This is a genomic window from Roseococcus sp. (assembly GCF_965227005.1).
GTDB lineage: Bacteria > Pseudomonadota > Alphaproteobacteria > Acetobacterales > Acetobacteraceae > Roseococcus.
The window spans coordinates 120337-144229 of sequence record NZ_CBDDFJ010000037.1; the positions used below are offsets into that span (position 1 = coordinate 120337).

Sequence of the window (23893 nt, forward strand, 5' to 3'; positions counted from 1 at the left end):
AAAAGAATCGCGCTAAACGGCCTGGGATCGGACCTCTTCGGAGGGACGGACCCCGCCCCGTTCAGGGTGCCGGACGCCTGTGTTCGAAGGGTGTCATCGATGTCCAGAAAGCTTCGCCCCGCTACCCAGCTCGTCCGTGGCGGCCTCAATCGCTCCAATCACGGCGAGACGTCGGAGGCGATGTTCCTGACTTCGGGCTTCGTCTACGACAGCGCCGAGCAGGCCGAGGCCACCTTCAAGAACGAGATCGAGCACTACCAGTACTCGCGCTTCGCCAACCCCACCACGACCATGCTGGAAGACAAGCTGGCCCTGCTGGAAGGGGCCGACCTCTGCCGCCTGATGGCCACCGGCATGGCGGCGGTGCATTCCGCACTGCTCTCGCACCTCAAGACGGGCGACCGCCTGGTCGCCTCGCGCGCCCTCTTCGGCTCCTGCCACTGGATCGTGAGCACCCTGCTGCCGCGCTACGGCATCCTGGCCGAGTTCGTGGATGGCGGTGACCTCGGTCAGTGGAAGAAGGCGCTCAGCACCCCGGCCGCGATGGTCCTGCTGGAGAGCCCCTCCAACCCCATGCTCGAGCTGGTGGACATTCCCGCCGTCGCGAAGCTGGCCCATGCGGCCGGCGCGCTGGTGGTGGTGGACAATGTCTTCGCCACGCCGCTGCTGCAGCGCCCGCTCGAGCTCGGCGCGGATATCGTCGTCTATTCCACGACCAAGCACATGGACGGCCAGGGCCGCACCCTGGGCGGCGCCGTGCTCGGCCCGAAGAAGTGGATGGAGGAGACGCTGATGCCCTTCATCCGCAACACCGGCCCCGCCATGTCGCCCTTCAACGCCTGGGTGATCATGAAGGGCCTGGAGACGCTGAAGCTGCGCGTCGACCAGATGTGCCGCAACGCGGCCGCCGTGGCCGATTTCCTGTCCGAGCGCGCCGAGATCGCGAAGGTGCTCTACCCCTTCCGCGCCGACCATCCGCAGCATGCCCTGGCGGTGAAGCAGATGTCGGCCGGCGGCACGCTGGTGACCTTCGACATCAAGGGCGGCAAGGAGGAGACCTTCCGCTTCATGAACGCGCTGAACCTCGTGGACATCTCCAACAACCTCGGCGACTCCAGGTCGCTCGCGACGCATCCGGCGACGACCACCCATATGCGCCTGCCCGAGGAGGAGCGCGCCCGCCTCGGCATCACCGCCGGCACCGTGCGCCTGTCGGTCGGGCTCGAGGATGTGGCGGATCTCATCGAGGATCTCGCCGACGCGCTGGACGCCATCGGTGGCGCGGCCGCCGTGCGCGCGGCGGAGTAAAGCGTCATGGCCCCGGAAACCTGGCTGGCCTTTCTCCTCGCCTCGGCGGCGCTGCTTGCCATTCCGGGGCCGACCATCCTGCTGGTGATCGGCCAGTCGCTCGGCGCGGGGCGCGGCCGCGCCCTGCCGCTGGTCGCCGGCGTGGCGCTGGGCGACCTGACGGCCATGACGCTCTCGCTGGCCGGGCTGGGTGCGCTGCTGGCGGCCTCGAGCCTGGCCTTCACCCTCCTGAAATGGGGCGGCGCGGCCTATCTGGTCTGGCTCGGCGTGAAGCTGTGGCGCTCGCCCGTGGGCGAGGCCGCGGCGCCGCCGCTCTCGGCGAGGCGCGCCTTTCGCGACGCGCTGGTCGTCACGGCGCTGAACCCCAAGAGCATTGCCTTCTTCGTCGCCTTCGTGCCGCAGTTCCTCGACGGCACGCGGCCCTTCCTGCCGCAGGCCGTGACGCTGGTGGCGAGCTTCGTCGTCCTCAGCACGGCCAATGCGCTGATCTATGCGCTGCTGGCGGGGCGGATGTCGGGCCTTGTGACGCGGCCGGGCATCCGGCGCGGCTTCAACCGGGTGGGCGGCGGCATGATGGTCGGCGCCGGCATCGCCACCGCCGCGATGCGCCGCGCATGAAGCCCTATTCCGCCACGACGCGGGGCGTTCGCGTCACCGTCCGGGCCTTCTATCTGGAGGACCAGTCCGAGCCCGATCAGGGCCAGTATGTCTGGGCCTATAAGATCGAGATCGTGAATGACGGCGAGGCGGCCGTGCAGCTGCTCAAGCGCACCTGGCTCATCACCGACGGCCAGGGCCGCACCATGCGCGTCCATGGCGAGGGGGTGGTGGGCGAGCAGCCGGTGCTCGAGCCGGGCGAGAGCTTCGACTACACCTCCGGCACGCCGCTGCCCACGCCCTCGGGCTTCATGCGCGGGACCTATCACATGATCATCCCCGGCACGGGCGAAACCTTCGACGCCCAGGTGCCGCCCTTCTCGCTGGACAGCCCGCATCAGGCCGGCGGGGTTCACTGAGGTGCCGACCAGGTGTTGACCATTTGGGGCCGGAAGACCTCGTCCAACGTCCAGGCGCTGATGTGGTGCGTGGGCGAGCTCGGCCTGCCCTACGAGCGGCACGATGCCGGGCATCGCTACGGGGGCACGGACACGGCGGAATTCCTCGCCATGAATCCCAACGGCACCGTACCCGTCCTGCGCGACGGCGAAAGCGAGCCTCTCTGGGAGACCGGCGCCATCCTCCGCTACCTCGCCGGCCACTACGGCCAGCCCCCCTTCTGGCCGGAGGAGGGTCAGGCCCGCGCCCATGTCGACAAATGGGCCGAATGGGCGAAGATCAACGTGACCCTGGGCTTCACCGTGCCGATCTTCTGGCGGGTCGTGCGCACGGCCCCGGCCGACCAGGATCCGGCCGCGATCGGGGATGCGGTCGCGAAGCTGGACCCGCTGCTCGGCATCGCCGAGGCGCAACTCGCGCGCACCGCCTTCCTCGCCGGTGACGCGCTGACCCTGGCCGACATCCAGTTCGGCCATGTGCTGTTCCGCTATTTCGATATCCCGATCCCTCGGCCGGACCGTCCCATGCTCCGGCGCTACTACGAGACTCTGACGGAGCGCCCCGCCTTCCGGGAGCACGTCATGGTCTCCTATGAGGAGTTGCGCGTCGCCGACTGAACTTGCGCGGCGGCCCGTCCTAACCATTTGCTCTGAGTCGAAAAACGAAAGTCCGAACGCCATGAACATCCAGGCGCCGCCCGATCGGAAGGCGGAAGAGGCGAAGACCCCGGTCAAGCCGACCCGCGAGGAGGCCGAGGCCGCCGTTCGCACGCTCCTCCTCTGGGCCGGCGACGACCCGGACCGCGAGGGCTTGATCGACACCCCCGCCCGCGTCGTCCGCTCCTACGAGGAATTCTTCGCCGGCTACGACACCGATCCCGTCGAGCTGCTCGCCCGCTCCTTCGAGGAGACGGACGGCTATGACGAGATGGTCGTGCTGCGCGACATCCGCCTGGAGAGCTATTGCGAGCACCACATGGTGCCCATCGTCGGCAAGGCGCATGTCGCCTATCTGCCGGACGGGAAGGTCGTGGGCATCTCGAAGATCGCGCGCGTGATCGACGCCTATTCCAAGCGCCTCCAGATCCAGGAGAAGCTGACGGCGCAGATCGCGAACACCATCGAGAGCGTGCTGCACCCCAAGGGCGTGGCCGTGGTGATCGAGGCCGGGCACCAGTGCATGACCACGCGCGGCGTCCATAAGACGGGCGTCTCGATGGTCACCTCGCGCATGCTCGGCGCCTTCCGCCACAACGACGCGACGCGGCGCGAGTTCCTCTCGATGATCACGAGCCCGCGCGGCAACTTCGAGGGCTGAGGCCGGGGCTGCCGGCGGGGTCGATCACCCCGCCAGCAGCGACCACACCCGCTGGGGCGTCAGCGGCATCTGCAGCGTATCCGCCCCGGCCGCCCGGCCCTGGCGCGCCAGGGCATCCGCCACGGCGTTCACCAGCGCCGGCGTGGCCCCGATGGTGCCCAGCTCGCCCACGCCCTTCACGCCGAGCGGATTGGTCAGGCAGGGCACGGACTGGTCCAGCGCGGTCACGTAGCCGGCCTTCAGTGTGTCCGCCCGCGGCATGCAGTAGTCCTGGAAGCTGGCGCTGAGCGGCTGGCCGGAATCGGGATCGTAGACCACCTGCTCGAAGATCGCCTGGCCGAGCCCCTGCAGCGCGCCGCCCTGGATCTGGCCCTCCACGATCATCGGATTCACCACCCGCCCGGCATCGTTGACCGAGACGTAGGACGCGACCTCGATCTCGCCCGTCTCGCGGTCGATCTCGACCTCGCAGACGTGGCAGCCATTCGGCCATGTGGGGCCGTTCACCTTGGTGGTGGAGTCGATGAAGATGCGCCCCTCGGGTTGCCGCGCCGCAACCTCGAAGATCCCGATCTGCTTGTCGGTGCCGACGACGCGGAAATGGCCGCCCTGGTATTCGAGATCGGCGGTGGCGACTTCCAGCGCCTCGGCCGCCAGCTCCTTGCCCTCGTCGAGCGCCTTGCCCGAAGCCACGCTCACCGCCGAGCCGGCGGTGAAGAGCGAGCGCGAGCCGGCGCTGCCGAAGCCCGTCCCGCGATCGGAATCGCCGAGCACGATGGTGATCTTCTCGATCGGCACGTCGAAGACGCTGACCGCGAGCTGCGCATAGGAGGTCGCGATGCCCTGGCCCATGGCCTGGGTGGTGGCATAGATCTCGATGCCGCCATCGCCCTTCACGGCGACGGTCACGCGTTCCTCCAGGGCGTTGCCGCCGGTCCATTCGAGGAAGGTGGCGATGCCGCGTCCGCGCAGCCGGCCCTTCACCGCCGTGGCCGCGGCGCGCGCCTCGAAGCCGTTCCAGTCGGCCAGCTCCAGCCCCTGGTCCAGCATCCGGGCGAAGGCGCCGCTGTCATAGGTCTGGCCCATCGCGTTTCTGTAGGGCATCTGCGCGGGGCCGATCATGTTGCGCCGGCGCAGCTCGGCGGGGTCGAGGCCCATCTTGCGGGCCGCGACATCCATCAGCCGCTCGATGATGTAGATCGCCTCCGGCCGGCCCGCGCCGCGATAGGCCCCGGTGGGGGCCGTGTTCGTCATCAGCGCGGTGAAGGTGAAGTCGATCGTCTGGATGTCGTAGATGCTGGTGGAGACCCAGGGGCCGATCAGCAGCTGGATCGCGATGCCCGAATTGCGCGGATAGGCGCCGACATTGGCCAGCCCACGCACGCGCAGCGCCAGCACCTTTCCTTCGGCATCCAGCGCCATCTCGGCCTGGCTCTCGACGTCGCGGCCATGCACCGCGGATAAAAAATCCTCGATGCGGGTGGCGGCCCATTTCACCGGCCGCCCGACATGCCGCGCGGCGAAGGCGACCACGGCGTCCTCGGGATAGAGGTTCGTCTTCATGCCGAAGCCGCCGCCGACATCGCCGATCAGGACGCGCACGCTGCCCGGCTCCAGCCCCAGCAGCTCGACGAGCTGGTCGCGCGCCGTGGAGGGCATCTGGCTGCTCAGCCGCACGGTGAGGCGCCCGGTGGCCGCATCCTGCTCCGCCAGCACGACGCGTGGCTCCAGGGGCGCGGGGGCGAGGCGCTGATTGGCGATCTCCACCGCGACGACATGCGTCGCCTGGTCGAAGCCGGCCTGGGCCAGGGCGGCATCGCCATAGCGGGTCTGCGCCACGACGAGGGCCGGGTCCGCCATCGCCTGGGTGATGACGGTGACCGAGGGCAACTCGTCATACTCGACCTCGATGGCGTCGGCGGCGTCGCGCGCGGCGGCCAGGGTCTCGGCGATCACGGCGGCAATCGGCTCGCCCACGAAGCGGACCGCGCCCGTGGCCAGGAGGGTCTGCGCCTCGGCCTGAAGCGGCGCGCCGTCCGGGCGCCTGAAGGGCAGGGAGGCGGTCATGGGCCTGGCGCCGGCCGCCCGCAGCATCTCGCCGGTCAGGACCGCCAGCACGCCGGGGATGGCCAAAGCGGGAGCGGTGTCGACCGACACAAGACGGGCATGGGCATGCGGCGAGCGCAGGAAGACGAGATGCGCCTGGCCCTCAGGCGCGAAATCCCCGGTGAAGCGGCCCTCGCCGGCCAGCAGGGCCCGGTCCTCCATGCGCCTTACGGCGCGGCCACTTCCAAAACGCCCGATGTCCACGCTCATTCGCACCATTCCTGCTTGATCGGAATCGCCCACTCAATCCGGGCCCAGATACTTCTCGCTGGCCAGGCGCCCCGGCAGCTCCAGCCGGGCCGCCAGCCCGCCCAGCCGGGCGCTGCGATCGAGCGTCAGCGTGCCGTCGTAGAGCGAGGCCAGGTCGCCCACGATCGCGAGGCCGAGGCCCGAGCCTGGCTTGGCCTCGTCCAGCCGCACCCCGCGCAGCAGCGCCGTGCCGTCCTCGCCCTCGCCGAGCCCCGGACCGTCATCCTCCACGGTCATCGCCACATGCCCGGCATCGACCATCGAAACCCGCACCCCCACGCGTCCGCTGCCGTATTTGCAGGCGTTCTCCATGAGGTTGCCGAGCATCTCGGTCAGGTCCTGGCTGTCGGCGCGCACGCGGGCCTCGGCATCGCCCACCACGCGGATCTGGATGCCCCGCGCGGCGGTGAGCCGGCGCAGCGCCGTCCCCAGGGCCTCGGCCACCGCCAGGGGCGCGCTTTCCGCCCCCGCCGTGCCGGCCAGCGCCCCGGCGCGCGCGCGACGCAGATGGTGCTGGACGAGGCGCTCCAGCGTCGCCGACTGCGCCTTGGCGCCGGGCACGTCGCCCACGTCGAGCGCGTTGCGCAATACGGCGATCGGCGTCTTCAGCGCATGGGCGAGATTGCCGACATGGTTGCGCGCGCGCTCCACGGTCGCGCGGTTCTGCTCGATCAGCGCCTCGATCTCGGTGACCAGCGGCGCGATCTCGCGCGGGGCCACGACATCGATATGCAGCCGCCGGCCCTGGCGCACCTCGGCCAGCTCCTGCTGGGTGCGGCGCAGCGGCCGCAGCCCCCAGACCACCAGCAGCGCGACCACCGCCACCAGCCCCGTTCCCAGCAGCGCGAAGGCCAGGATGACGTTGCTGCGCAGATCGGCGATCTCGTCCTCCGTGCCCTCGCGCGCGAAAGCGACCTGAACCGAGATGGGCACGCGGCCGAAGCGGCTGTCGATCTGCACGTCGCGCTCCAGCACGCGCAGATCCTCGCCGCGCGGGCCCTCCATGTTGCGCGCGCGCACGCCCTCGGGGGGCTCGTGCAAGGGTGGGTTGAGGCGCGAATCCCACAGCGAGCGCGAGGTTACCTGCACGCCGCCTGGCCCCGTGAGCTGCCAGTAATGGCCCGAGAGCGGGCGCTCGAACTCCGGATCGGCCAAAGACCGCGTCAGGATGGGGCCGGAGGAGGGGTCGAAGCTGGTGGCCGCCACCACGGCATCCAGCAGGCTGGCGAGGCGGGCATCGGCAGTGGACTGGATCTGCTGCTCGTCGGTGCGAACCACGAACCAGGCGATCATCCCCAGGCCCAGCGAGACCCACAGCGTGGTCAGCAGCACCAGCCGCTGCGTGACCGAATTCATGGCCCAGAGGCCGGCCATTGCGGGCCGGATGCGCTTCATCCCGCGGACATCAACCGGTAGCCCTGGCCGCGCACTGTCTCGATCAGCCCGTCACCGAGCTTGCGCCGCAGCCGCGCGACGATGACCTCCAGCGTGTTGGAATCCCGGTCGAAATCCTGGGCGTAGAGATGCTCGGTGAGCTCGGTCTTGGAGACGGGCCGTCCGGCGTGCAGCGCGAGATAGGAGAAGAGGCCGTATTCCAGCGCCGTCAGCCGCACCGCCTGGCCCCCGCGCGCGACGCCGCGCGTGGCGGTGTCGAGCCGCACGTCGCCGAAGACCAGCTCGGGCTTGGCGACGCCGTTGGAGCGGCGGATCAGCGCATTGAGGCGCGCCACCAGCTCGCCCATGGCGAAGGGCTTGGCGAGATAGTCGTCGGCGCCGGCGTTCAGCCCCTCGACCTTCTCGCTCCAGGAATCGCGGGCGGTCAGGATGAGGACGGGCATGGTGCGCTCGGCCGCGCGCCAGCGGCGCAGCACGGTGAGGCCGTCCACGCGGGGCAGGCCCAGGTCGAGCACGACGGCGTCATAGGGCTCGGTCTCGCCGAGATGCAGCGCCTCCTCGCCATCCACGGCGCCGTCCACGGCGAAGCCCGCCTCGGTCAGGCCGGTGCGGAGCTGCTGATGGAGTTCGGGGGTGTCCTCGACGATAAGTAGGCGCATTGGACGATCATGCACGGGATCGACCGGTTCGGTCCATCGGCCTCGCGGAGGATGGCCCCGGGGCTATCGCTTGGCGGCGGAGGGGCGCGGCATCACGGCCTCGCCCGAGCTGCGCTCCTGCACCGGACCGCGCGAGCGGATCAGCGCCCCCGTGGCGGCGTCCAGCTCGATGGTGAAGAGGCGGCCATTGGAGGGCAGGATCTTGATCTCATATTGCCAGACGCCGTCCTCGAGCTCTAGCTCGGCCTCGATGACGCGGCCGCGGAAGCGCCGCTCGACCTCGGTGAGGAGCTCGGAGAGGGGGCGGATCTGCCCGGCCTCCATCGCGGCGCGGGCGCGCTCATGGTCCCGCCGCTCCTGGGCCGCGACAGGCGCGGCCAGGATGGCGAAGACGGCCAGGAGCGACAGAAGACGGCGCATGCGGGCGGTGATTGATCCCGGAGGGCTGAACCAAGGCTGAATTGGCCACTCAGCCCAGGTTCAGAAAGGTGAGCTTAGAAGGGGGATAGCGAATGGGTGAGCGGCGTCAACACGCCTCCACCCCGTTCAGGGGATTGTAACGCCATGCTCATCGAACTCGAAGAAATCGCGCCGCATGTGCTCGGGATGTTCATGATTGCCCTGGCCTGCATTCCGCTGGTCTTCGTCTGGCAGGATCGGGGCCGAAAGACCGGCAAGCGCGCACCGATCAAGCGTCCCGCCGGTGCCCGGCTCGCCGGCAGCCGCTAGGGCCGTCCTGGCTCCTCCGCAAAAAAAAAGCCGGCCGCGGGAGCGGCCGGCTTTTTGCGTTTTAGGCGGGCGGGGTGCCGCGGTTGGAGCGGATCAGGGCGCTGGTGGCCGCGTCGATCTCGACTTTGAAGACCTCGCCATTGGGCGGCAGGATCGTGATCTCGTAGCGCCACAGCCCATCGTTCAGCTCCAGCTCCGCCTCGATCACGCGGCCCCGAAACCGGCGTTCGACCTCGGCCAGGATTTCGGAGAGGGGGCGGATCTGCCCGGCCTCGAGGGCGGCGCGGGCGCGCTCATGATCGCGCCGCTCGGCTGCGGCGGGCTTTGCCAGCAGGAGCGGCAGGAAAGACAGGAGGAGGAGGCGGCGGTTCATGCGTCGAATTCATCTGATGGGGCTGAACGAAGCCTGAACCATGCGCTCAGTCCATGTTCAGGTAAGCTTCTCTATACAGGGAAGAAGGAGAGACTGTGGCTTTGTCGCTTGAGCGAAGACCACAGTCTGGAACAGGAGCTTCGGTATCATGCTGGTCGGTCTGGAAGAACTCGCGCCGCATGTGCTGGGTCTGTTCATGATGGCCCTGTCCTGCATCCCGCTCGTCTTCGTCTGGCAGGATCGTCGCCGCAAGGCGGCCGAACGCCAGAGGGTCGCGAAGTTGCGGCATGAGGCGGGGGTCGCCGCCCGGCTGCGGGCACGCGGCACGGCCTCGGTGGAGCCCAGCTTCGCAGAAGGCTGGATGGGCGAGGCCCGTCGCTGACGCGGCCTTTTGTCGCATAGCGAAAACGCCGGCCACGCGAGTGGCCGGCGTTTTGCGTTTCAGGCTCTCGCTCAGACGATCTTGGCGACTTCGTCGAATTCCAGGCGCGGCAGGCGCTCCATGACCCCAGCCGGGTCGCCATGGCCGAGATTGATCAGGAAGTTGGTCTTGAAGCCCGAATCGGCGAAGAACAGCTCATCGACCTTCGCATTGTCGAAGCCGCTCATCGCGCCGGAATCGATGCCGAGCGCGCGTGCCGCCAGCATCAGATAGGCGCCCTGCAGCGTGCCGTTGCGGAAGGCGGTCGTATCGGCCAGCGACCAGTTGCCGGCGAACCAGCTCTTGGCATCGGCATGCGGGAAGAGGCGCGGCAGGTGGTCGTAGAACTTCGGGTCATGCGCCACGATCACCGTGACGGGCGCGGTCATCGTCTTCTCGGTGTTGCCGGCGGACAGGGCCTGCTTCAGCTTGGCCTTCCCCTCGGGCGAGCGCACGAAGACGAAGCGCGCGGGCGAGGCATTGGCGCTGGTCGGGCCGAACTTCAGAAGTTCGTAGAGGGCGTGCAGATCCTCGTCCGTGACGGGCGCGTCGGTCCACTTGTTCTGGGTGCGCGCGGTGCGGAAGAGGGCGTCGAGGGCGGCGTCGTCGAGCTTGGTCATCGGGGGGCTCCGATCAGGTTGATGCCTGACTATGGCCGCGCCCGTCCGGCGCGGCCATCCCGCCCCGCGGGATGAGCGTCATTCATAAGGCCAATGGGCCGAGGCGGCGCCTCAGCCCTCGACCTGCTCCACGGACACGACCTCGGGGATGTAGTGGCGCAGCATGTTCTCGACGCCGTGCTTGAGCGTGGCGCGCGAGGAGGGGCAGCCGCTGCAGGCGCCCTGCATCTTCAGCTTGACCGTGCCGTCGCGGAAGCCGCGGAAGACGATATCGCCCCCGTCGCCGGCCACGGCCGGGCGGACCCGCTGGTCCAGCAATTCCTTGATCTGATCGACGATCTCCGCATCGGCTGCGTCGAAATCCTCGATCTCCTCCGCGCCGACCCCTTCGATGACCGGCTGGCCGGAGAGGAAGTGCTCCATCACCGCGCCCAGCACCTGCGGGCGCAGGGCCTGCCAGTCGGTGGCCTCGGCCTTCGTGACGGTGATGAAGTCCGCGCCCAGGAAAACCCGGGCCACGCCGTCGAGCGCGAGCAGGCGATCGGCCATGGGCGCGCGCGCGGCGTCGTCACCCGCGACGAAATCCGCCGTTCCGGCCTCGCCCATGACGTCCCGGCCAGGCAGGAACTTGAGCGTGGCGGGGTTGGGGGTGCTTTCGGTCTCGATGAACATGGTTTGGTGCCCTTCAATCAGGGCTGATGTGGTCCGGTTTAACCCGGACCGCAAGGTGGCATGACGGTTGCTGCCTTGGGGTGCCGCCCTGCCCCAGGAGCATGGACATGCTGACCGACCCCATCCGCCTCGCCTTCCGCCCGTCAGGCCGGCTCGACGCGCCCGAGCCGCCGGATGGCGGGCCGGCGCTGGGGCCGGACGAGGCCATACCCATCCCCGGCGAAATCACTTTCGACGAGGTGCTGCAGGGCCTGAACCCGCTGCATCATCTGCCGGGTGTGGGCACCGCCTACCGGGCGATCACCGGCGAGGACATCCACCCCGCGATGCGCGTGCTGGGGGCGGGGCTGCTGGGTGGGCCGCTCGGCATGGTGCTGGCTGGCATGGCCTCGGCCATCGAGATGACCATGCCGGCGGCGCGGCTGCGGGCCGCGCTCAACGGCGAGCCCGATCCTCTTCCGCCCGCGCGCATGGCGGCCGCGCCCCAGGATGTGGCCGGGGCCTATCGCCGCTGGGCCGAGCTGGCCACGCCCGCCCGGACCGCGACGGCGCTGGCCGAGGCCATGCAGAGGCCGGATCAGGCTCCGACGGGATAGGGGCGGGCGCCGAAGATCGCCGAGCCGACCCGCACGAGGGTCGCGCCCTCCTCGATGGCCGTTTCGAAGTCGCCACTCATACCCATGGAGAGCTTGGCCAGGCCGAGCTCCTTCGCCATCGCGGCCAGGGCCCGGAAGTGCGGGCGCGGATCGCGCTCGGCCGGCGGGATGCACATGAGGCCGGTGACGGGCAGGTCCCATTCTTCGCGGCAGGCGCGCAGGAAGCCGGCCACCTCAGCCCGCGCCATGCCGGATTTCTGCGGCTCGTCGCCGATATTCACCTGGATCATCAGCTCCGGGCGCCGATTCTCCTTCACCATGGCCTCGGCGATGGCCAAAGCGAGCTTGGGGCGGTCCAGGCTCTCGATGACATCGGCGAGGCGCACGGCGTCGCGCGCCTTGTTGGTCTGCAGCCCGCCGATGATGTGGAGTCGCAACGCGGGGTGGCTTTCCCGCAACAGGGGGAATTTCTGGGCCGCCTCCTGGACTCGGTTCTCGCCGAACACCGTCTGGCCGGCGGCGAGGGCTTCCGTTACGGCCTCCGCAGGATGCGTCTTGGATACCGCGACGAGGGAGATCCCGGCCGGATCGCGGCCCGCGCGGCTGGCGGCGGCCTCGATTCGCGCGTGGATTCGGGCAAGGCTGAGGGCGATGGCTTCGGACATGCATCATAGAATAAGGCCAGGACCGCGCGGCGCCAGGGTCGGGAAAGGACGAGTTCCCCCTCTGTGGCTGTTGAGCGATCCCGCGCGGTTGCCGGATCCCACTCCACTGCTCGCCGGCCTGCCGCGAGGGGCGGCCGTGCTGCTGCGCGGCGCGACTCCGGAGGTAATGGGCCGCGTGGCGCGCCTTTGCCGGGCCCGTGGCCTCGTCCTGCTGATCGGGGGGGACGGCCGGGCCGCGCTCGCCTATGGCGCGGGCCTTCACGTCCCTGACCGGGCGAATTGCCGTAATCTTCTGATTTTCCTGATGAATCGACGCGGGCGGTTGCTCTCCGTCGCCCTCCACGGCCGCGGCGGGGTGGCACGGGCCCGGCGATTGAGGGCGGATGCGGCGCTGGTCTCGCCCGCCTTTCCCACCGCCAGCCATCCGGGAGCGCCCGGCCTGGGGCCCCATCGCTGGGGCGCGCTGGCGCGTGTGGCCGGCCGGCCCGCCGTGGCGCTAGGGGGGATGGATGCGCGGCGGCTGCGGCGCCTGCCCAGGCGTTGGGCCGCCGGCTGGGCGGCGATCGGGGCGTGGCAAGGCGCTCGGTAACTCTCTGTGGCGCTTCGGCCACAGTGTCTCAGGGAAGTCGCGCTCGGGTGATGATGCCGGTTGCCGGCCCGTAACGCCCCAACGCATAGTCTGTTGCGGACCCAAGTGGTCGTCAGGTTTTTTCGCGCATCGGCCATGTCCGGCGCGCAGGAAACCTGGGGATCATGGCCTCGCCCAGGGATGGGGGGGGAGGGTCAAGGGGAACAAAAGCCGGCTCTGCCGGCCCGTGAGGAGAGTTTAACATGCGCAAGATTTTGCTGGGCACGACGGCAGTCGTCTCGGCGGTCGTGGGCAGCGTCGTTATGGCGCCCCAGGCCTCCGCCCAGGAAGCTCCGACCGTTCGTATCGGTGGCTTCTTCCGTGCCTATTACGGCTACACGCAGCAGAGCAGCCGCAACTCGGTGACCTCGAGCGGCCTGCCGCAGACCGTCGGTGGCGGCACGGAGTCCATTCCGGGCATCGGCACCAGCACGACCTCCACGAACAACATTGCTCGTCTGAGCAAGAACGACATCTCGACCGACGCCGGCATCGACGTCATCGTGAGCGGTAAGCTGGCCAACGGCCTGACCTACGGCGCGCAGATCTCGCTGAACAGCAACGGCCTCGAAGGTCGTCAGCTCGTTCAGGGCCGCGCCAGCGCCGGCAAGACCACGGTCGCCGTGGACGAGATGTACGCCTACATCGCGCATCCCCGCTTCGGTCAGGTTCGCTTCGGTGACGAAGACGGCGTCATGGGCGGCCTGATGAACTCCGGCTGGGTCCAGGGCTTCGGCACCGGCGGCGTGCACGGTTCGTGGGAGAGCTTCGTTACCCGTCAGGCCGGTGGCCGTACGACGACCGCCCCCGGCGGCATCGGTGACAGCTCCAAGATCATCTACATGTCCCCGCAGTTCTTCGGCTTCGACTTCGGCGCGAGCTTCTCGCCGAACGCGAACGTCGGCGAGGACACTGGCTGCCCCAACAACGCCGGCTCGGGCTATTGCGACAGCGCCTATGCCTTCTCCGGCGCGCGGAACTTCGGCATCTATGCCGCCGGTCCCGAGCAGGCTGTGAAGCGTAACGAAATCCAGGCCGCCCTCCGCTGGCGTGGCAACCTGGCCGGTGTCGGCCTGGCCGCGACGGTCGGTTACATCGGTTCGGGTGCCGCTCGCGACATCTCGACGGCCGGTACGCAGTCCCGCGTGTTCAACGGCCTGAACATCTGGCAGGCTGGCGTGCAGGCGAGCGCTTACGGCTTCACGCTGGGCGCGAACTACACCTACGGCGACTACAACTTCTTCTGGGGCAACACCATGCGTGGTGACCGTCCCGGCGAGCAGCTGACGATTGGCGGCCAGTACACCGTTGGTCCCTTCACGATCGGCTCCAACTTCGTGAGTGGCCTCTTCGAAGGTGGCTCGCGCAGCACGTTCAGCGACAGCACGACCGGTCCGCTGACGCAGGGCAGCTGCCGTCCGACGGCGGCTGGCGTGTCCAACAGCTGCGCCGGTATGCGCCGCTGGGGTATGTCCGTGGGTGGCAACTATCGCCTCGCCCCCGGCATGGATCTGATTGCTGAGTGGGTTCACTACTCGGTGCGCGAGCAGGGTCGCGATCTCGACCCGAACCGCCCCGGCGTTCAGAGCCGCGCGTTCAGCGACGTGTTCCTCCTCGGCACGCGTATCGCCTTCTAAGGCTGTCACTCTTCGTGACGGATCGGGGCGGCAGGGAAACCTGCCGCCCCTTTTCTTTTGCAAGCCTCTCCCCTAGAAGCGCCTGCATGACACACGCCACCCGTTCGATTCTCGCGCTGGGCTTCAGCCTCGTTGTCCTCGCGGCCTGCTCGGGCGGCCGCCAGGTCCGCAACGACGAATACGGCACCGACAACGCGCGAGAGCTGGCCTTGCGCCAGACGGGCGCCAGCTCCTCCAGCTCGGGCATCGTGGTCTTCGGCGTCGATCGCTCGCGCGAGGCGCAGGGCGGCGGCGGCACGGGCGCCAATGCCGGCGGCGGCGGGATGACGGTGAACGCCTTCCTCTGGCGCGCCACGCTCGACACGCTGTCCTTCATGCCGCTCGCCAGCGCCGATCCCTTCGGCGGCGTGATCATCACCGATTGGTATTCCCCGGCCTCCGCCGAGGGCGAGCGCTTCAAGGCGACCGCCTATGTGATCGGCCGCCAGCTGCGCTCCGACGGCGTGCGCGTGCAGGTCTTCCGCCAGGTGAGCCGCGGCGGCGCCTGGGTCGACGCGCCCGCTTCGGCCGCCACGAATTCCGAGATGGAGGACCGCGTCCTCGCCCGCGCCCGCGAATTGCGGAGCCAGTCGGCGGGTCGCTGACGCTCTTTCCGCGCGCGGCATGCCTGATGCCGCGTGATGCCTCCTTGAGGTGACGGCGGGGCGGCTCTATTCAGGGTCGTCATGCCAGATACGCCCCAGCCCAACATCGCCGAGAACTCCTCCTCCAACGTTGCGGTGGAGCGTTACGACTTCGCCGCCGCCGAGCCGCGCTGGCAGGAAGCCTGGGACGCCGCGTCCTGCTTCTCCGTCCCCGACGTGCCGCCGGCGGATGCGAAGAAGTACTACGTCCTCGAGATGTTCCCCTACCCCTCGGGCAAGATCCACATGGGGCATGTGCGCAACTACACGCTTGGTGACGTCGTGGCCCGCTACAAGCGCGCCCGCGGCCATCTGGTGATGCACCCCATGGGCTGGGACGCCTTCGGCCTGCCCGCCGAGAATGCCGCGCGCGACCGCGGCACCCACCCCGCCAAGTGGACCTACCAGAACATCGCCAATATGCGCGCCGAGCTGAAGCGCATGGGCCTCTCGCTGGAATGGGCGCGCGAATTCGCGACCTGCGATCCCGAATATTACGGCCAGCAGCAGAAGATCTTCCTCGATTTCCTGAAGGCCGGCCTGGTCGAGCGCAAGGAGAGCTGGGTCAACTGGGATCCGGTGGACAACACCGTCCTGGCCAATGAGCAGGTGATCGACGGCAAGGGCTGGCGCTCCGGCGCGGCGGTCGAGAAGAAGCTGCTGAGCCAGTGGTTCCTCTCCATCACCAAATTCGCGCCCGACCTGCTGGATGCGCTGGGCGAACTGGATCGCTGGCCCGAGCGCGTGCGGCTGATGCAGGCCAATTGGATCGGCCGCAGCGAGGGCGCGCGCGTGCGCTTCGCCATGGCCGAGCCGGTGGACGGCACGACCGAGGTCGAGGTCTTCACGACTCGTCCCGACACGCTCTTCGGCATGTCCTTCCTGGCCGTCGCCGCCGAGCATCCGCTCGCCGCCGCCGCTGCCGCGCGCGATCCCGCCGCCGCCGCCTTCGTGGCCGAGTGCCGCAGCCAGGGCACCAGCGAGGCGGTCATCGAGCAGGCCGAGAAGCGCGGCTTCGACACCGGCTTCCGCGTGGCGCATCCCTTCCTCGAGGGCGCGACCTATCCGGTCTGGATCGCCAATTTCGTGCTGATGGAATACGGCACGGGCGCGATCTTCGGCTGCCCGAGCGGCGACCAGCGCGACCTCGACTTCGCGCGCAAATACGACCTGCCGGTTCCCCCCGTGGTGCTGCCCCAGGGCGCCGACCCGGCCACCTTCGCCATCGCCGACGAGGCCTTCACCGAAGACGGCACGCTCTTCAACTCGGGCTTCCTGGACGGCCTGGGCATCACCGAGGGCAAGCGCGCGGCCATCGCGCGCATCGAGGAGCTCGGCTGCGGCCAGGGCGTCACCAACTGGCGCCTGCGCGACTGGGGCGTCTCGCGCCAGCGTTACTGGGGCTGTCCCATCCCGGTCATCCATTGCGACGATTGCGGCGCGATGCCCGTCCCGCAGGACCAGCTGCCCGTCATCCTGCCCGAGGATGTGGACTTCTCGCGCCCCGGCAATCCGCTGGACCACCACTCGACGTGGAAACATGTCGCCTGCCCGAGCTGCGCCAAGCCGGCGCGGCGCGAGACCGACACCTTCGACACCTTCGTCGACAGCTCCTGGTATTTCGCGCGCTTCTGCTCGCCCCATGCGGCCGAGCCGATCACGCACGAGGCGGCGGGCGCCTGGCTGCCGGTGGACCAGTATATCGGCGGCATCGAGCACGCGATCCTGCACCTGCTCTATGCGCGCTTCTTCACGCGCGCGCTGCACAAGCTCGGCCATGTGCCGACGCCCGAGCCCTTCGCCGGCCTCTTCACCCAGGGCATGGTGACGCACGCCTCCTATCGGGCGGCCGATGGCCGCTGGCTCTATCCGGAGGACATCACGGTCGACCTGGACGGCAACGCCACCGAGAAGGCGACGGGTGCCGCGGTGGATGTCGGCCGTGGCGAGAAGATGTCGAAGTCGAAGAACAACACGGTCGATCCGGGCGCGATCATCTCGCGCTACGGCGCCGACACCGCGCGCTGGTTCATCCTCAGCGACAACCCGCCCGAGCGCGACATGGAGTGGTCGGAGGCCGGCGTTGCGGGGGCGAGCCGCTTTATCGGCCGTGTCTGGCGCCTGGCGCAGAACCTCCGCGAGGCGGACGCGCCCGACGAGAAGCTGGGGCGCAAGCTGCTCCAGTCCATGCATCGCGCCATCGCCGCGGTGACCGAGGCGCTGGAGAGCTTCGCCTTCAACGTCGCCGTCGCGCGCACCCACGAGCTGGCCAATGCCATCGCCGAGGCCTCCGGCGCGCCGCGGGCCATTCGTCAGGAAGCGCTGGAGGCGTTGATCCGGCTGTCCTCGCCCATGATGCCGCATCTCGCCGAGGAGCTGTGGTCCCTCCTGCGGCCCGGCGCCGGTCTCGTCGCCCAGCTTCCCTGGCTGGAGGCCGATCCGGCGCTGCTCCAGGCGGATACGGCGACGCTGGCGGTGCAGGTGCTCGGCAAGCTGCGCGCCACGATCGAGGTCGCGCTCGACGCGACGGACGAGGTGGTCTTCGCGGCCGCCGAGGCGGACGAGAATGTACAGCGCGCCTTGGCGGGCAAGCCCATCAAGAAGCGCATCCATGTGAAGGGCCGGGTGGTTAATCTTGTCGTCTAGAGCATGACCATGGGCGGCAAGCGCCCGGGCCTGAGGAGTGAGCGAAAGTGAACGGTTCGGGCCTCAGGCGTCGCGGTCTTCTTCTGTCCTCGCTGGGGCTGGCCTCGGCCGGCCTCGCCGGGTGCGGTTTCCGGCCGGTCTATGGGCCGGACGGCGAGCGCAATATCGCCGCCAGCCCGGGGGCCGAGCCCGGGCTGCAGGAGCAGCTCGCCTCGGTGCGCGTCGGGCCCATCGGCGATCGCACGGGCCAGATCCTGCGCCGCACCTTGCAGCGCCAGCTGGAAGGGCTGCGCCCGGGAACCCAGGCCCGCTACGACCTGAATGCCAGTATCAACTGGCAGGCCGAGGCCCTGGGCTACCGCCGCGACGGCACGGCGACGCGGATCCGCTATGTCGCGACCGGAACCTGGGTGCTCTCCACGGCGGCGGTTCCGCCCGTGGTCGTGGACCGTGGCCGGGTGCGGACGCTGGACGATTTCAACATCCCCGACCTGCAGTTCTTCGCCTCCGACTCCTCGCGCGACGAGGCGGAGCGCCGCCTGATCGCGGAGCTCAGTGACCGTATCGTGCTGGGCGTGGCGGTTTCGCTGCGCCGGCGCATGCAGGCCTGAGCGCGGGCTTGGCGGCCAAGCTCGACCCACGCCGGCTGACGGCCTTCCTCGCCGATCCGCCGGAGGATTGCCGCGTGGTGCTGCTGGTCGGCGACGATGCCGGGCTGGTGAACGAGCGGGCGGGCCAACTCGTCCGCAGCGTGGCGGGCGATGACCGGATCCGCATCGTGGAGCCGGGGCGCGAGGCCGCGAAGGACAGCGGTTCGCTGGCGGGCGAGGCGGCCTCCGTGCCCCTGACGGGCGGGCGCGTCGCGATCCGGCTGCGGGATGGGCGGGACGCCTGGGCCGAGCCCGTGCGCGCGGCCCTGGCCGGGCGGGGGCCGGGCCTTGTGATCATCGAGGGCGCCGGGCTTACCGGAAAGTCGAAGCTTCGGGCGTTGGTGGCGGCGGATGCGCGCGGCCAGGTGATCGAATGCTATGCCGAGCGCGGGCGCGATCTCGTCTCCTCGATCCAGCGGATCCTCAGCGAGCTGGGCGCCCAGGCCGAGCCGGCCGCGCTGGACTGGCTGGCCGACCGTGCCGGCGAGGACCGTCTGGCGATGCGCCGCTCGCTGGAGATCCTGGCGCTGCATGCCGAGCCCGGCGCGCGCATCACGGCCGAGGAGGCCATGGAGATGCTGGGCGAGGGCAGCATGCTGGGCCTGGACGAGGCGCTGCTGGCGGCCACGCTGGGCGAGGTGTCGGTGGCCGACCGCGCCATCGCCAAGGCCTTCGCCGAGGGCGCGAACCCGGTGCAGGTGCTGCGGGCGGCCCTGCGCCATGTGCAGCGGCTGCATCTGGCGGCGCTGGCCGTGGCGAATGGAAGCTCGCCGGCGGATGCCATCGGCTCGCTGCGGCCGCCGGTCTTTTGGAAGGCCAAGGCGGCGATGGAGCGGGCGCTGCAGCGCTGGTCGGCCGGCCGGCTGGAGGCGCTGGGCGCGGCGCTTCTGCGCGCGGAGCGCCAGACGAAATCCACCGGACTGCCGGACGAGGTGATCGCCCGGCAGGTCGTTCTGGCGATGGCACGCAGCGCGGCCCGCTGACGCGGAGCAGGTGATGCAGGGCTGGGGCTCCCAGATTCGCATTGACCCCCGGACCTGCCTGTGGTTGATGCGCCGGACCCTGCCGCCGGCGTTGGCACGCCTGCGGCTATGCCCGTTTGCGCGCTCCGATGTCCGGTGGCCGCCCGGGTTGAGCAGCCATAGGGAGCTCCCATGCCACTTTACGAATGCGTGTTCATCGCGCGCAACGACGTGACTCAGCAGCAGGTCGAGACGATCGCCGACACCGTCGCGACGACCCTCACCGAGCAGGGCGGTCACGTCCAGAAGCGCGAATACTGGGGCCTGCGCGGCCTCGCCTACAAGGTGAAGAAGAACCGCAAGGGGCATTACATGCTCCTCGGTATCGACGCCCCCCCCGCCGCGATGCAGGAAGTCGTCCGTCAGCTTGGCCTCAATGAGGACGTGCTGCGCGAGATGACCATCCGCGTCGAAGCCATCGATCCCGAAGCGCCATCGGCCATCCTGGCCAAGCGCGCCGACGATCGCGACCGTGAGCGCGGCTTCCGTGGGCCCAAGCCCGCTGGCCGCTTCAGCTCGGGCCGCACCGGCGGTGGTCGCGACGACCGCGAGGAATTCCGTGCTCGTCCGCGCGACGAGATGGACATGAACCTGAACGACGAGATGTGATCCGATGAGCGAGACCGCAGAACCCAACATCGCCAATCGCCGCGCCGCCGTCGGGGCCCGTCGCCCCTTCTATCGTCGCCGCAAGTCCTGCCCCTTCTCCGGCCCGAACGCGCCGAAGATCGACTACAAGGACGTGCGCCTCCTGTCCCGCTTCCTGAGCGAGCGCGGCAAGATCGTGCCGAGCCGCATCACGGCCGTCAGCGGCAAGAAGCAGCGCGAGCTGGCGAACGCCATCAAGCGCGCGCGCTTCCTGGCCCTGCTGCCCTACGTGATCAACGACTGAACAGGAGGCACGGCGGGTGAGCCAGACATCGGGCCAAGGGGGGCTTTTCGGCCATCCCGGCGTCCTCGCGGCCTGTGCCGCGGGGATGGGTTCGGCGCTGCTCGCCCTCTGGGCCATGCGTGGAATGCCGCTCGGCGGCCTGCTGCTCTGGATCTCGCCGCTGCCCATCTTCGCGGCGGGCTTCGGCTTCGGCACGCGCGCGGCGGTCATCGGTGCGGCCATCGCGGCGGCGGCGGTGCTGTTCAGCGCCTCGTCGATCGGGCTGGCGGTCTATCTCGCGATCTTCGGCGTCCCCGCGGCGCTGATCGTGCTGACCGCCCAGCAGCAGCCGGACCGGATGGACCTGTCCCTGCCGCTCGCCTTGCTCGGCCTCTGGCCGGTGGTGGTGCTCGCGCTTCTCGCGCTCGCCATCCCTGACCTCGAGGGCGAGATGCGCGTGGTGGTGGAGCAGGGCGTGAGCCGGATGGGCGTCGCGCTGCCGGACGGCATGGTGGACCAGATCGCGCAGGTGAAGGCGGCCGCGGCCGGCTTCTGGGTTGCGCTGCTGATGGTCGGCAACGGCATCGCGGCGCAGCATCTGCTGTCCCGCAAGGGCCTGGCGCTGCACCGGACGCCGAACGGCGATGGCCTGCGCCTCCCCGGCTGGTACCTGCCGCTGGTGTTGATCGCCCTGCTGGCCTGGATGGCCTTCGGCGGCGCCGTGGCGCTGTCGTCGATGCTGATCCTGCTGGTGCCGGTCTTCCTGCTGGGCGTCGTCGGCGTGCATCGCCGGCTGCGCGGCCGGGGCGGGCGGACCGCGTTTCTGGCCGTCTTCTACGTGCTGGTGCTCCTGTTCCTGCAAGTCATGGCTCCGCTGATGATCGGCGTGGGCCTTCTCGATCAATTTCGGCGGCCCTCGATGCCGCCCCAAACCTGAGATCCGAGGCTAATCATGATTGAACTCATCCTGATGCAGCGCGTGGACAAGCTCGGCCAGATGGGCGAGCTCGTTAAGGTCAAGCCTGGCTACGCGCGCAACTACCTGCTGCCCGGCGGCAAGGCGATCCGCGCCACCAAGTCCAACCTCGCGCAGTTCGAGCAGGACCGCGTGCAGCTCGAGGCCCAGAACCTCAAGCGCCGCGCCGAGGCCGAGCGCGTGGCCGAGCGCATGGAGGGGCTCTCCGTTGTCCTCATCCGCTCCGCCGGCGAGAGCGGCGGCCTCTACGGCTCCGTCTCCGCGCGCGACATCGCCGATGGCTGCACGGAGGCCGGCCTGACGGTGAACCGCTCGCAGGTTCAGCTGGACGCGCCGATCAAGACGCTGGGCCTTACCACGGTGCGCGTCGAGCTGCACCCCGAGGTGCTGCTGCCCGTCGTCGTGAACGTGGCCCGCAGCCCCGAAGAGGCCGAGCGCCAGGCTCGCGGCGAGGAAATCGCCCGCGAGGAGGACATCACGCTCGAGGACGAGCTGGTGGCCGAGCTGGGCGCCGCGACGCGCGACTGATCTTCGCCAGCCTGCTGGTGTCGGGGAAAGGGGGCCGCGAGGCCCCCTTTTTCGTGGGCTGCGTCCGGCGCGGCTCAGTCATCGCGTCGGGGTTGTTGATGCATTTCGCCTCCACCATGGACACTCGCCGGCATGGAATACCTTCTCACCCTCATGGGCTTCGCCATCGCGACCTCGGCCACGCCCGGGCCGAACGTGCTGATGATCGCGGCCTCGGCCGCCCAGGTCGGGGTTCGCCGGGTGATCCCGCATATGCTCGGCGTCAGCCTGGGCTTCCCGGCGATGATCCTGGCCATCGCGCTGGGGCTGGGACTGCCTTTGGCGAGCTATCCCTGGCTGCACCGGGCCATGCAGATCCTGGGCGGCGCCTGGCTGCTCTGGCTGGCTTGGAAGATCGCCTCCGCCCCGCCGCCCGGTGAAGCGCGGCCGAGCCCGCCGCTCGGCTTTCTGGGCGCGGCTGCCTTCCAATGGGTGAACCCGAAGGCCTGGATGATCGTCCTGGCCGCCCTGCCGGCCTTCACCACGCCCGGCGAGCCCCTCCTGCCGCAGGCCGTCACCATCGCGCTGGTCTTCGCGCTGGTGTCGATGCCTTGCCTTCTGTTCTGGGCCTGGTTGGGCCGGGAGGCGCGGCGCGTCCTCGGCGACGGCGCGCGTCTGCGGGCCTTCAACTGGTCGATGGCGGCATTGCTGGTCCTGAGCCTGTTGCCGCTGGTCAGGTGAAGGCGGCGGCGATCCGCCGCACCATCTCCTCGCGCCGCGCGATCACGCCGGCCATCGCCGTGCGCGTGGCCTGCACGATCTCCGGCGGCGCGGTCTCAGGGGTTCCGGCGTCGAAGGGCGGCTTGGGATCGTACTGCATGTAGAGCTGGATCGCCTCGGCTGCCGCCTGGCCGCGCAGCCTGCCCGCGAGGTGCAGCGCGCCGTCGAAGCCCGAGGTCACGCCCGCCGCCGTCACATACTTCCCGTCCTCGACGACCCGCGCCCGCACGGGCACGGCGCCGAAGGAGGGGAGGATGTGGTGGCTGGCCCAATGGGTCGTGGCGCGCCGGCCGCGCAGCAGTCCCGTGGCGCCCAGCAGAAGCGCGCCCGTGCAGACGGTGAAGACCACCTGCGCGCCCTCCGCCTGCCGCCGGATCCATTCGAGGATCACCGGATCGGCCATCTGCGCGTCCACGCCGAAGCCGCCGGGGATGTGCAGCACGTCCAGCTGCGGCGCCTCGTCCAGCGTGGCGTCGGGGAGGATGCGCAGCCCCTTCATGTCGCGGGCGGGCGCCATGGTACGCCCGTAGATGGCGTAGCTGGAATCCGGCAGGCGCGAGAGCACCTCATGCGGTCCTGTCAGATCCACCTGATCGAGCTCGTCGAAGATCAGGCTGCCGATGGTGAGATGGGACATGAGGCCACTCCGCGATGCGCGGCGATGGTGACGGCCGCGCAACCCGGCGGCAAGGCTTCTCGTTGATGGAAGCGCCTCGGTCGCCATAGTCTGGCCCGATCAGAAGGAAACGCCGATGCTGCGCCGCCTCTTTCCCTTCGCCGGCCTGGCGGTTCTCGCCGCCTGCGCGGCCACGCCCGACGTCCGCGTGGATTACGACCGCAACGCCGATTTCTCCCGCTACCGAAGCTTCAGCTGGGCGAGCCCCCTGGGCACGGATCGCTCGGGCTACACCACCCTCACGACGGACCGCCTGAAGGCGGCGGTGGAGCGGGAGATGACGGCGCGCGGATATGTGCTCGCGCCGAACCCGGACCTGCTGGTGAATTTCCACGGGCGGCTCCAGGAGCGGGTCCAGGTCACCGGCGGGCCGGCCTTCGCGCCGCCGATCGGCTATTACGGCTATCGCGGCTACGGCGCCTGGCCGGGCTACGCCTTCGGCGGCGGTCCCTTCGTGGACCAGTACACCGAGGGCACGATCAACGTGGACCTCGTCGACCGCCGGCGCGATGCGATGGTGTGGGAGGGCGTGGCGGTGGCGGCGGTCACCGCGCGGGACCGGACCTATCCCCAGGAGCGGATCGACGCCGCGATCGCGGCGATCTTCGCGCGCTATCCCTATCGCGCGGGCATGGCGGCCCGCTGACGGGC

29 protein-coding genes are annotated in these 23893 nt (G+C 69.7%); 20 read left to right on the forward strand and 9 right to left on the reverse strand.

Going from position 1 to position 23893, the window contains the following annotated elements; translation table 11 throughout:
• The first annotated feature begins 99 nt into the window (after nucleotides 1–99).
• The 5 genes from metZ to folE all read left to right on the forward strand — a co-directional run bounded on the left by metZ (nucleotide 100) and on the right by folE (nucleotide 3681).
• Nucleotides 100–1308 (forward strand): O-succinylhomoserine sulfhydrylase, encoded by a 1209-nt coding sequence (metZ, locus tag ACO057_RS20290; RefSeq protein WP_421994867.1) that lies wholly within the window; start codon nucleotides 100–102, stop codon nucleotides 1306–1308.
• Between the two features lie 6 nt (nucleotides 1309–1314).
• Nucleotides 1315–1926, forward strand: coding sequence for a LysE family translocator (locus tag ACO057_RS20295; RefSeq protein ID WP_421994869.1), 612 nt, complete (start codon nucleotides 1315–1317; stop codon nucleotides 1924–1926).
• Nucleotides 1923–2324, forward strand: coding sequence for a Co2+/Mg2+ efflux protein ApaG (gene apaG / locus ACO057_RS20300; protein ID WP_421994871.1), 402 nt, complete (start codon nucleotides 1923–1925; stop codon nucleotides 2322–2324). The genes ACO057_RS20295 and apaG overlap by 4 nt, the downstream gene beginning before the upstream one ends.
• A 12-nt stretch (nucleotides 2325–2336) precedes the next feature.
• Nucleotides 2337–2981, forward strand: coding sequence for a glutathione S-transferase family protein (locus tag ACO057_RS20305; RefSeq protein WP_421994873.1), 645 nt, complete (start codon nucleotides 2337–2339; stop codon nucleotides 2979–2981).
• 61 nt (nucleotides 2982–3042) lie between these two features.
• A complete protein-coding gene (folE, locus tag ACO057_RS20310; RefSeq protein ID WP_421994875.1) occupies nucleotides 3043–3681 on the forward strand; it encodes a GTP cyclohydrolase I FolE in 639 nt (212 codons plus the stop codon).
• 24 nt (nucleotides 3682–3705) lie between these two features.
• Here the strand turns inward: folE and ACO057_RS20315 are convergent, their stop codons facing one another.
• The 4 genes from ACO057_RS20315 to ACO057_RS20330 all read right to left on the reverse strand — a co-directional run bounded on the left by ACO057_RS20315 (nucleotide 3706) and on the right by ACO057_RS20330 (nucleotide 8510).
• A complete protein-coding gene (locus tag ACO057_RS20315) occupies nucleotides 3706–5997 on the reverse strand; it encodes a xanthine dehydrogenase family protein molybdopterin-binding subunit (protein WP_421994877.1) in 2292 nt (763 codons plus the stop codon).
• 33 nt (nucleotides 5998–6030) lie between these two features.
• Complete coding sequence (locus ACO057_RS20320) at nucleotides 6031–7431, reverse strand: sensor histidine kinase (protein ID WP_421994879.1); 1401 nt, start codon at nucleotides 7429–7431, stop codon at nucleotides 6031–6033.
• Nucleotides 7428–8090 (reverse strand): response regulator, encoded by a 663-nt coding sequence (locus ACO057_RS20325; RefSeq protein WP_421994881.1) that lies wholly within the window; start codon nucleotides 8088–8090, stop codon nucleotides 7428–7430. The genes ACO057_RS20320 and ACO057_RS20325 overlap by 4 nt, the downstream gene beginning before the upstream one ends.
• A 63-nt stretch (nucleotides 8091–8153) precedes the next feature.
• Entirely contained in the window at nucleotides 8154–8510 is a 357-nt protein-coding gene (locus ACO057_RS20330) for a PepSY domain-containing protein (protein WP_421994883.1), read from the reverse strand.
• Between the two features lie 144 nt (nucleotides 8511–8654).
• On the opposite strand from ACO057_RS20330, the gene ACO057_RS20335 reads away from it, so the two are divergent.
• On the forward strand, nucleotides 8655–8819 hold the full coding sequence (locus ACO057_RS20335; protein ID WP_421994885.1) for a hypothetical protein: 165 nt from the start codon (nucleotides 8655–8657) through the stop codon (nucleotides 8817–8819).
• Between the two features lie 61 nt (nucleotides 8820–8880).
• Here ACO057_RS20335 and ACO057_RS20340 read toward each other — a convergent pair whose 3' ends face one another.
• Nucleotides 8881–9192, reverse strand: a complete 312-nt coding sequence (locus tag ACO057_RS20340; RefSeq protein ID WP_421994887.1) for a PepSY domain-containing protein — start codon at nucleotides 9190–9192, stop codon at nucleotides 8881–8883.
• 148 nt (nucleotides 9193–9340) lie between these two features.
• On the opposite strand from ACO057_RS20340, the gene ACO057_RS20345 reads away from it, so the two are divergent.
• Nucleotides 9341–9574: a hypothetical protein gene (locus ACO057_RS20345; protein WP_421994889.1), complete on the forward strand. Its 234-nt coding sequence runs from the start codon at nucleotides 9341–9343 to the stop codon at nucleotides 9572–9574.
• Between the two features lie 71 nt (nucleotides 9575–9645).
• Here the strand turns inward: ACO057_RS20345 and ACO057_RS20350 are convergent, their stop codons facing one another.
• A complete protein-coding gene (locus ACO057_RS20350) occupies nucleotides 9646–10233 on the reverse strand; it encodes a malonic semialdehyde reductase (protein WP_421994891.1) in 588 nt (195 codons plus the stop codon).
• Nucleotides 10234–10344: 111 nt separating this feature from the next.
• Nucleotides 10345–10905 (reverse strand): NifU family protein, encoded by a 561-nt coding sequence (locus tag ACO057_RS20355; protein WP_421994893.1) that lies wholly within the window; start codon nucleotides 10903–10905, stop codon nucleotides 10345–10347.
• 107 nt (nucleotides 10906–11012) lie between these two features.
• On the opposite strand from ACO057_RS20355, the gene ACO057_RS20360 reads away from it, so the two are divergent.
• Complete coding sequence (locus ACO057_RS20360; protein WP_421994895.1) at nucleotides 11013–11501, forward strand: hypothetical protein; 489 nt, start codon at nucleotides 11013–11015, stop codon at nucleotides 11499–11501.
• Here the strand turns inward: ACO057_RS20360 and ACO057_RS20365 are convergent.
• On the reverse strand, nucleotides 11483–12166 hold the full coding sequence (locus tag ACO057_RS20365; RefSeq protein WP_421994897.1) for a YggS family pyridoxal phosphate-dependent enzyme: 684 nt from the start codon (nucleotides 12164–12166) through the stop codon (nucleotides 11483–11485). The genes ACO057_RS20360 and ACO057_RS20365 overlap by 19 nt on opposite strands.
• A 166-nt stretch (nucleotides 12167–12332) precedes the next feature.
• On the opposite strand from ACO057_RS20365, the gene ACO057_RS20370 reads away from it, so the two are divergent.
• The 11 genes from ACO057_RS20370 to ACO057_RS20420 all read left to right on the forward strand — a co-directional run bounded on the left by ACO057_RS20370 (nucleotide 12333) and on the right by ACO057_RS20420 (nucleotide 22527).
• A complete protein-coding gene (locus ACO057_RS20370) occupies nucleotides 12333–12755 on the forward strand; it encodes a thiamine phosphate synthase (RefSeq protein ID WP_421995550.1) in 423 nt (140 codons plus the stop codon).
• Nucleotides 12756–12997: 242 nt separating this feature from the next.
• Complete coding sequence (locus ACO057_RS20375) at nucleotides 12998–14431, forward strand: porin (protein WP_421994899.1); 1434 nt, start codon at nucleotides 12998–13000, stop codon at nucleotides 14429–14431.
• A gap of 86 nt (nucleotides 14432–14517) precedes the next feature.
• Nucleotides 14518–15075: a DUF3576 domain-containing protein gene (locus ACO057_RS20380; protein ID WP_421994901.1), complete on the forward strand. Its 558-nt coding sequence runs from the start codon at nucleotides 14518–14520 to the stop codon at nucleotides 15073–15075.
• An 81-nt stretch (nucleotides 15076–15156) separates the two neighbouring features.
• Nucleotides 15157–17760 (forward strand): leucine--tRNA ligase, encoded by a 2604-nt coding sequence (gene leuS, locus ACO057_RS20385; RefSeq protein WP_421994903.1) that lies wholly within the window; start codon nucleotides 15157–15159, stop codon nucleotides 17758–17760.
• Between the two features lie 47 nt (nucleotides 17761–17807).
• Nucleotides 17808–18371, forward strand: a complete 564-nt coding sequence (gene lptE, locus ACO057_RS20390) for an LPS assembly lipoprotein LptE (protein WP_421994905.1) — start codon at nucleotides 17808–17810, stop codon at nucleotides 18369–18371.
• 8 nt (nucleotides 18372–18379) lie between these two features.
• Nucleotides 18380–19393 carry a DNA polymerase III subunit delta gene (gene holA, locus ACO057_RS20395; RefSeq protein ID WP_421994907.1) on the forward strand — a complete coding sequence of 338 codons (1014 nt, stop codon included), beginning with the start codon at nucleotides 18380–18382 and terminating at the stop codon, nucleotides 19391–19393.
• A gap of 171 nt (nucleotides 19394–19564) precedes the next feature.
• Nucleotides 19565–20041, forward strand: coding sequence for a 30S ribosomal protein S6 (gene rpsF, locus ACO057_RS20400; protein WP_421994909.1), 477 nt, complete (start codon nucleotides 19565–19567; stop codon nucleotides 20039–20041).
• Between the two features lie 4 nt (nucleotides 20042–20045).
• Nucleotides 20046–20324: a 30S ribosomal protein S18 gene (gene rpsR, locus ACO057_RS20405; RefSeq protein ID WP_131548281.1), complete on the forward strand. Its 279-nt coding sequence runs from the start codon at nucleotides 20046–20048 to the stop codon at nucleotides 20322–20324.
• Nucleotides 20325–20340: 16 nt separating this feature from the next.
• The gene (locus ACO057_RS20410) at nucleotides 20341–21240 is read left to right on the forward strand and encodes a hypothetical protein (protein WP_421994912.1); all 900 of its coding nucleotides are present in this window, start codon (nucleotides 20341–20343) and stop codon (nucleotides 21238–21240) included.
• Nucleotides 21241–21255: 15 nt separating this feature from the next.
• Complete coding sequence (gene rplI, locus ACO057_RS20415) at nucleotides 21256–21807, forward strand: 50S ribosomal protein L9 (RefSeq protein ID WP_421994914.1); 552 nt, start codon at nucleotides 21256–21258, stop codon at nucleotides 21805–21807.
• A gap of 132 nt (nucleotides 21808–21939) precedes the next feature.
• Entirely contained in the window at nucleotides 21940–22527 is a 588-nt protein-coding gene (locus ACO057_RS20420; protein ID WP_421994916.1) for a LysE family translocator, read from the forward strand.
• Here the strand turns inward: ACO057_RS20420 and ACO057_RS20425 are convergent.
• Nucleotides 22520–23203, reverse strand: coding sequence for a DJ-1/PfpI family protein (locus ACO057_RS20425; RefSeq protein ID WP_421994918.1), 684 nt, complete (start codon nucleotides 23201–23203; stop codon nucleotides 22520–22522). The genes ACO057_RS20420 and ACO057_RS20425 overlap by 8 nt on opposite strands.
• Nucleotides 23204–23318: 115 nt before the next feature.
• On the opposite strand from ACO057_RS20425, the gene ACO057_RS20430 reads away from it, so the two are divergent.
• Nucleotides 23319–23888, forward strand: coding sequence for a DUF4136 domain-containing protein (locus tag ACO057_RS20430; protein WP_421994920.1), 570 nt, complete (start codon nucleotides 23319–23321; stop codon nucleotides 23886–23888).
• Nucleotides 23889–23893: the final 5 nt, after the last annotated feature.